This is a genomic window from Bacteroidota bacterium (genome assembly GCA_016195025.1).
Classification (GTDB): Bacteria; Bacteroidota; Bacteroidia; order Palsa-948; family Palsa-948; genus Palsa-948.
Window position 1 is genome coordinate 129,083 of sequence record JACQAL010000076.1, and the last position, 8,078, is coordinate 137,160.

5 protein-coding genes are annotated in these 8,078 nt (G+C 40.9%); 2 read left to right on the forward strand and 3 right to left on the reverse strand.

The features are described from left to right. The first annotated feature begins 96 nt into the window (after positions 1–96). Positions 97–4,737 (forward strand): DUF3494 domain-containing protein, encoded by a 4,641-nt coding sequence (locus tag HY063_14815; protein ID MBI3503056.1) that lies wholly within the window; start codon positions 97–99, stop codon positions 4,735–4,737. Between the two features lie 3 nt (positions 4,738–4,740). Further along, positions 4,741–6,120 (forward strand): T9SS type A sorting domain-containing protein, encoded by a 1,380-nt coding sequence (locus tag HY063_14820; protein MBI3503057.1) that lies wholly within the window; start codon positions 4,741–4,743, stop codon positions 6,118–6,120. Positions 6,121–6,784: 664 nt separating this feature from the next. Here the strand turns inward: HY063_14820 and HY063_14825 are convergent. From HY063_14825 to HY063_14835, 3 genes are all read right to left on the reverse strand, one after another. Beyond that, complete coding sequence (locus tag HY063_14825; GenBank protein ID MBI3503058.1) at positions 6,785–7,090, reverse strand: hypothetical protein; 306 nt, start codon at positions 7,088–7,090, stop codon at positions 6,785–6,787. Between the two features lie 129 nt (positions 7,091–7,219). Continuing rightward, positions 7,220–7,558: a hypothetical protein gene (locus HY063_14830; GenBank protein MBI3503059.1), complete on the reverse strand. Its 339-nt coding sequence runs from the start codon at positions 7,556–7,558 to the stop codon at positions 7,220–7,222. A 154-nt stretch (positions 7,559–7,712) separates the two neighbouring features. Continuing rightward, positions 7,713–7,886, reverse strand: coding sequence for a hypothetical protein (locus HY063_14835; GenBank protein ID MBI3503060.1), 174 nt, complete (start codon positions 7,884–7,886; stop codon positions 7,713–7,715). Positions 7,887–8,078: the final 192 nt, after the last annotated feature.

Consider the following 8,078-nt stretch of genomic DNA (forward strand, 5'->3'; position numbering starts at 1 on the left):
AGCCGGTAATTTTTTCTTCTCATCTTAAAAACATACAGCATTAAAAATTTTTTCCTCTCCTTCGCCATCATCGCTTGCAGTTTTTCTTTTTCAGGTTTGCTTTTTTCACAAACCCTCTCCACCAACCTGCAATCGTTCAGCATTCTTTCGGGCTCATCGGTTACATCAGTTCAAACCACCGATGTGAACGGAAACGTGGGCGCAGTGGGAACGGTTGATTCCACCGTGAAGGCAGGCGGCACGGTTACCGGCAGCGTATGCGTGCTTTCAACCGCATTGGATAGTTTGAAACAAATTCAGCAGGCGTTTTTTAACAAGCAGGCGCAGACCATTTCGCAAACCAACGTAAGCAATACCACGTATGCTGCGGGAACGTATTCTTTTCCTTCTTCGCTCACCATGAGCGACCAGATTACTCTTGCGGGCGATTCAACTTCTAAATTTATTTTTAATGTAAACGGCCCGCTCACGTTTGATGCGCAGTTGGTTTTAAGCGGAGGCGTGCGCGCTGAAAATATTTTCTTCAACTCTGATTCAACCGTGCGCATTCTCGACAGCGCGCGTATATGCGGAACCATTCTTTGCAGCGGAACCATTTCGTGCATGACGGACTGCTTTCTGAAAAACGCCCGCCTGCTGAGCGCTGACAGCGTGAACATGATTGCTCCGGCAGATACGCTGGGCATCATAAGCAAACAATTAATTTCTTTCGGAAGTTCCTGCAACTGCGCCATTGATTTGGGAAATAAAGATACGTGCGCGAATAATATTACGATGAGTGACAGCGTGATGTGGTTTAAGTTTGTGGCGGATTCCTCTGTAATGCAAATAATAATTTCATCTCCTATTAATTCTAAACCAAAATCATTAGAAGTTTATAGCGGAACATGTAATTCCCTTTCTTTAATAGGTAGTAATACCGTATCTGCTAACAGCGATACTCTTCCCCATTTGAAACTTTGGGGATTGGCTGCGGGAAGTTCGTATAATATAAAAGTCATTAATGTGAATCCTCATGCTGTTTTTGGATTATGTGTAAACAAAGTTTCGCCAGTATCCCCTTTTGCATCTTGCGGTGCTTGGTTGCCTTGCGGAAATAACTTGGTAATAAATGGCGATTTCGAATCGGGAAATACCGGATTTAATTCCGGTCAAACTTTTTCTGCTGCAGGTTTGCATCAGGGAGAATATTCCATAGCGTCTGCTGCTACGCTTAATGCACTTAATAATTTTTGGTGCGCCACACCCTATAGCGGAAATAATTTTATGGTTTGCGATGGACCTTGTTCCCAATGCGCTACTCCAAGTAATAACCCATTGATCTGGGAGCAACTGGTTCCGATTTGCAAAAACACTCAATATGTTTTTTCGGCATGGTTTCATAATTTAGATAGATGTGTTGGCAATCAACTACCTCCCATTCAATTAACAATTAATTCAAACCCTGTTGTGCCAACGGCAATAACAGCAATTGCGGAATGCCCAGGCGGAAACGGCAATTGTGCATCTTTTAATTGCGCCCCCTGCAGCACTTGGGTGCAAATATGTGTGCAATGGACTTCAGGTGCTTCAACTACTGTGGCGGATTTACAAATCAATATGCCGATTGCGAATCTTGACCCATTTGGTAATGGAGATGATATCGGAATAGATGACATTGAATTTAACGCAGCAGGAAATCCTGCTGCTAGTTTTACTTTTCAAAAAAATGAGGACTGCATGGGAAACACAGTTGCCTTTACAAATAAATCCACAGGAGCAATTTCATTTACATGGGATTTTGGAGACGGCACAACTTCCTCTGCATTTAATCCAACCCATGTATATATTAAACCCGGACAATATGTGGTTTCACTGACGGCAGCCACTTCTTCGAGCGGATGCGGATGCTGCAGCGAATACTCACGATTAATTTCCGTCACACCCAGCGTAAACGGTGGCTATAATAATAATTGCTGTTCTTCCACTGCTCCTTATGCCTCAGGCGGAAATCACCCGGGCAATCCATATAGTTTTGACATTACCGGCAACACGGTTGCTATTGGCTCAAGTATTTATAACCCGGTCAGAGACACACTTACTATAAAAAAAGGAGTCACTTTAACCTTGCAGAACTTAACTCTTGAATTCGGTCCTTGGGGAAAAATAATTGTTGAGCCGGGTGGTACGCTTATTTTAGATGGCTGTAACTTAACAGGGCTTTCTTCCTGCGGCACCATGTGGCAGGGAATTGAAGTATGGGGAGATTATTATAGCAACCATACCCTTTCACAACAATCAGCACAGGGAAAATTAATAATGAAAACTTCAGGAGTTCAAATCCGCGATGCGCATAATGCAATTACGCTTGGAAAATTTTTAGACCGTTTTCTTCCTTCAGCATGTAACCAATCTCCTCCCCATCCATGCAATGTTACCGGAGGTCCTTATAATACTTGTTTCAGCGGAGGAATTATTACTGTAAATAAGGGTTTCTTTTCTAATAATGCTAACAATATCCGCTTTGCGCCTATGCAGCCCGGTTTCGCAAATGCAGGTAAGATTCAAAGCAGCACTTTCTTAGGTGGAACACTGCTTGACCCCGGTTATAAAACCGGAAACATTTCAACGAACGGATATGAATACAATAATGTAAACGACCCTGCCACGTATAAAGCAAATTCCAATTTTGCGCAATCAAATACACTTGGCAGAACCTCGCGCTTTGCCCATCTCTGGAATGTGCGCTGGACGCAAACTTTCAATCCTATAACTTTTGCAGATAATTTATTTTTTGATGCTGAAATAGGAATTGAAATTTACAATGCCAAGGCATTTATTGTAAAAGCTTCAAATAATGGTAATATATTTAGAAATCTGAACCGTGCAATCAGTGCGCATTACTATAATTCTTCATCCGTTCTTTACGGAAATGTAATTACAGAAAACACATTTAGTAATGCCTCGCCTTTTCTCCTTACTGTGCCTAATCCGATAAACATTTTAATTGACGCGGGGCAGGGAGATGTCATTAAGAATAATACTATAGGTTCACCTACTTCACCCAATCAATCTCTTAATATGTACGGAGTTTATCTGCGTAACTCTTCCGGATTTTATGTGGCGGATAATAGTTTTAATAGAATATATGCGGGTATTACTTCTGTTAACTCTGCAGGAGGCGGAGGAAGCATAATTTATGAGAACAACCAGGTTGGAAATCTTTTTAAACAATGTTTCAAAGGAGTTGTTACTGCAGTAAATAATCCTGCTTTAGTGATAAAATGCAACTCGCATGATAATCCCAATACTGCGCAAGGTCCTTATAACAGGAATTGGCATAATACTTCCGGCACGCTCGCACAGCAGGGATTTTATTCTGCATCTGATATTATGAAACCGGCAGGAAATGAATTTAATTATTTAAATACTACTGGTAATCCCACCCTTAATCACGAGTTGCAAACAGCAACAACATACGCCTATTTCAGCCACGGTTTTCCTTCTAAATATATACCCATAAATTTATCTCCGCCACAACCCTCATTCGTAAATATTAATTGTAACAGCGGCTGCCCCTCTGTATCCTGCCCTTCACAAGCCCAATGCTGCACCGACCCTTGCATTACTTATCCTCCCGGCTGCAGAATAGGTGTGATTTCAACCATAGACCAGCAGATTAATTTGCTGCAGGCGGAATACAATAATGAGTTTGCCAATCTCGATAAAGGACAGACGGCTCAATTAATTTCTGCCATCAATCAGAATATACCGGACGGAACGCTGAAAAACCAATTGCTGAACGCAGGATTTCTTTCTGATGAAGCGCTGCTTGCATTGATTAACCGCACCCAGTCCACCGCTCCGGGAATTTTTAAAGATGTTATTATCCCAAATTCACCTGTTTCGGATAATGTACTTCCAACTCTGAATTCCAAACTACAAACTCTTCCTTCTGGCATCGCCAAGCAAATCCGCAATGCGCAGGGAAGCATTACCTATCGCACGCTCACACTCATTGCACGCGATATTGCTGCTCAAAAAACAGAAAGGCAGAAACAAATAAACATGCTGCTGATTTCTTATGCCGACAGCAACAGAACGCAGGATGCCATCAATCTTCTTGCTCAGGAAAATAATTTATACAGCAACCAATCCCTGCTTGCCACCTATATTGCAAGCGGAGATATTTCTTCCGCGCAGGCGCAGTTTGCCGGAATGGTAGCATCCAATGCCGATGAGCAGGCATTTTTAGATTTGCAATCTATGCTGCTAAACCTTGCACAGCAGGGGAAATCGGTGTTTGAAATGGACAGCGCGCAGGTGAAATTAGTGAGAAGCATTGCCGCCATGGGCATAACGCTTGCGGCAAGTAACGCGCAGGCAATTCTCCGCCTTGTGTTCGGGGAGGACTTTTCGTTTGCGCAAGATACGGCAGCAATTTCCCTGCGCATGCAGGATGAAACTTTTTCCGAAAAGAACGAGTATGTTTCCGATTATTATTTATCGGGAAACACTCCGAATCCCTTCAGCGACTACACGGTTATTTATTACCAGTTGCCGGAAAATACTTCAGATGCAACTATAACCGTATATGACATCACGGGAAAATCTCTTTTGAAAAATTACAAAGTTTCGGAAATGAAAGGGAGTGTGAAAATTACCACCCAGGATATGCAAAACGGTGTGTATATTTACCGGCTGGAACAAAACGGAATTATTCTCCAGAGCAGAAAAATGGTAGTCATTAAGCAATAATAAATGAGAAAAATAGTTGGAATTATAGTTTTGGCTTCACTTATTCCCGCCTGCCTGTTTACGCAGTCATGGCATAAAGTGGGTTATGGAGTTCTTCCGGGAGGGGACGTGCAGGTTTTTAAAATAATTAATAATGAACTGTACATTGGAGGCGCTTTTTATAAAGCCCCCGATGGCAGCAGGGCGATAGATATTGTAAAGTGGGATGGCGGCACTATATGGACAGGATTAGGAGATAGTGATATAATTTCTGATATATATTCTATAGAAATGTACAAAGGCAAATTATTTGTGGGTGGTCAGCATCCTACGATAAACCTTGAAACATTGAACGGCAACCAATGGGATTTCACTTTAACGGCAAACAGCGGTGTGTTGGCTATGAAATATAAAAATGATTTATACTTAGGAGGAACATTTGATAAGATTGGAACTTTAAATATGTTTCCTAATTGGTGTTGTATTGCCCGTTATGACGGAACAAATTTCAATGCCATGCAGGGCGGGCTTAATAATCAATCTCTCCCCCTTGTATTATCCATGGTAGTTTATAACGGAGACCTGATTGTTTCGGGCGAATTTAACAATGCCGGGGGCAAGTCCTGTAATAATATTGCGAGATGGGATGGAACACAATGGCAATGTATGGGGAATGGAATAAGAGGGTATAATGGTGTGTTTGCAATGACAGTTGATACTATAAATAACTGGCTATATGCTGCAGGAGGGTTCGATTCTGCAGGAACAGTTCCTGCTAAAAATGTTGCCCGGTGGGATGGAACAAACTGGTCGGCTGTTGGAACACCATTGCAGGGTTTTGGCGCACTTGTAATGTATAAAGGCGAATTATACGGAGGAGGAGGGGGAATTACCAATACTTCAGCCGATACAATAATGAGCAAGTGGGATGGCACTCAATGGACAAGGATTCAGGGACCTAATCAGGGAGTGAATGCTCTTGTTGTTTATAAAGGCAACTTATATGCTGGCGGCTACTTTGACAAAATAAATGATACGATGGTTGTAAATTACTTCGCCTGCTATGGCGATAGTTGTCCGCAAAATGTGGGAGTACATGAGTTGCAACAGCAAGAAGTAAAGTTTAAAGTTTATCCCAACCCCGCAAAAAACAATATTATAGTTGAAGTGGAAGAATGGAAGGGTGGAGGGATGGAAGAAGAATACACAGTGCGCATCACCAGCCCTCTTGGTCAAAAAGTGGCGGAGAAGAAGTTTACTAAGAGAACAGAGGTGGAGGTTTCGGGTTTCGGCAAGGGATTGTTTTTAGTGGAGGTGTGTGAAACACCGGACATCCCCCTTATTCCCCCTTCAAAAAGGGGGACAGAAGTTCGCTGCCATACGGAGAAGGTGGTAATACAATAAGCCGCGTTTCACGCTCTGCAGGCAGAGAAGGTTATCTGTCTTTTCTTTTACTTTCCAATACAAAAAGTGAATTTTAATTTTTGCTAACTTTTTTCATAGGAGAAATAGTTTTTCATCTGCATTTAAGGTACACGCAAGTCAATACAAAGATAAAAATAAGTAGAAAGAAACCACTAAGAAAGTAATAATGGAAGTTACTTTTTTGTCTATGAGAAGCGATAAGTAAAATTTCCAATGTCCATCCCCAAGCCAAGTGGTCTTGATTGCATAAATGCGCTATAAACAATTCTGCATCTTGTATGGACTTCTTTCTGTCCGAGCCGAGATTCTTTCTCTAATGCGTCCGATTGAGAGCAGGATGGCAAAGTTTTAGCGGGAGGCAAACCACATCATCTAAAAAATAAATGCTCCTTTTTCGCGTTTCAATTTTTTTTCTCATCTTTGTTCTCATCATCAAAAATACTGAGCCATGTATTACTATCTTGTCAAGGCAAAAAAAATCAATCCACAATTTGCTGAGTGGATAAAGACGCATCCTCGTCCTAACGACCCAGCAAAACTTGCTGTATGGAAGTCGGAGCGGATGCGTCAAGAAAATCCCAGTATCGGTTACGGGGGAGAAATAACGGAAGGAATTACGCGGTACTGAACCAAGTTAGAGCAGTTATCCGCCAGTATTTTTTAAAAATGATAAAAGCAATCCATTTATATTTTCTTTGCCGACAGGATTTGCGCTTTGAATATTCCATTTTGGAATCTCTTTAATATTATTATCAAGACAATATTCCACGAGCCATTTCGCGCAATCATATCCTGTTTTTTCACTACACATTTTTTCATATTTGATAGCGTCTCTCCTTTCACCCAAATCGTGGTCAAAGCAAATTGCGGACGGTAAGCCATTACTTGTTATCCACTCTACAAATTCGGAATATGATTTCACCCAGATAGTTTCAAAGGGAGAATCAATCGGACTAAACTTTAGCCAATCGCTTTCATGCGGATTTCTAAAATCATCAAGCCAGAGTAATTTTTTCATACGAATCTTTTTTCTAATTTTTTTCTTTTTCTATTCTTCTGTCCTTAGTGGCTTTATTTTTTATTTTCCAGTGTTTTGTTCATCAAATTTTTTATAGATAAAATCAAATTCGCCTTTCAAATATTTTTCCAGATACATCTCTTTCGTTTCTCCTTTCGTGCCATATCGTATCCAAAGAAATTGCGCCCTTGCTTCTTCTAAGGTAACTGGCTTTTGCTTGGCTAACTGCTCTGATTGCAATATCGCCAATTCTCTAAAAGTTATGAGAGGAAATTTTTTTCTTAATCTTTCAATTTCTTTATCAAACATTTGTTCTAATCCGTGTTCCGTTGCTTTTTTCCTTCCATCAGGCAACTCAAGAAATGTTCTTACAAGTGTTATTTTTTCTTGTTCATCCATGCAACAAAATTACTAAATGGCGCGGTGTTGCAGCATTTCGGATTTGTCTGTCGTTGAAAAAATTGTCTGTCCGTTGAATAAAAATAAAAAGCCAGTAGGTTAAAACTGGCTCTCTATTGTTCTTTGAAATATTAGCGTTAGTAAGGTTCAATGGTTACTTTGCTTTTAGTCCCCATACATCGCCTTCAACTGCATAGTAATATCTATCAGGAACAAATCCACCACCAGAACGTATAATCAGCCAAATCTTTGCGTTCATTAAATACTCACCGCCATCTACTTTCTTTACTACTGCATCAACGGCTTGTTGTATTGATTCGTTTCGCATTTTCTTAGTGGTAATGTCCCACAGGTACTGCGAAGCACCCACAGAACAAACAAGATAGGACTTTCGCAAGATTAGTGAAAATGAGTTAGTGGTGTTCTGAGTTGTTGCACAAGGAACTGTTTAAACAATCCTGTTTTTACTTGATAGAGCGTTTGATTCGTTTGATAACCGATCGTAGCCAAAGACATCCAA

What these genes read in the sequence shown, in the direction of transcription:
- HY063_14820 (MBI3503057.1), top strand. Translation starts at nt 4,741, where the DNA reads ATGAGAAAAATAGTTGGAATTATAGTTTTGGCTTCACTTATTCCCGCC.
- HY063_14830 (MBI3503059.1), bottom strand. Translation starts at nt 7,558, where the DNA reads ATGGATGAACAAGAAAAAATAACACTTGTAAGAACATTTCTTGAGTTG.
- HY063_14835 (MBI3503060.1), bottom strand. Translation starts at nt 7,886, where the DNA reads ATGCGAAACGAATCAATACAACAAGCCGTTGATGCAGTAGTAAAGAAA.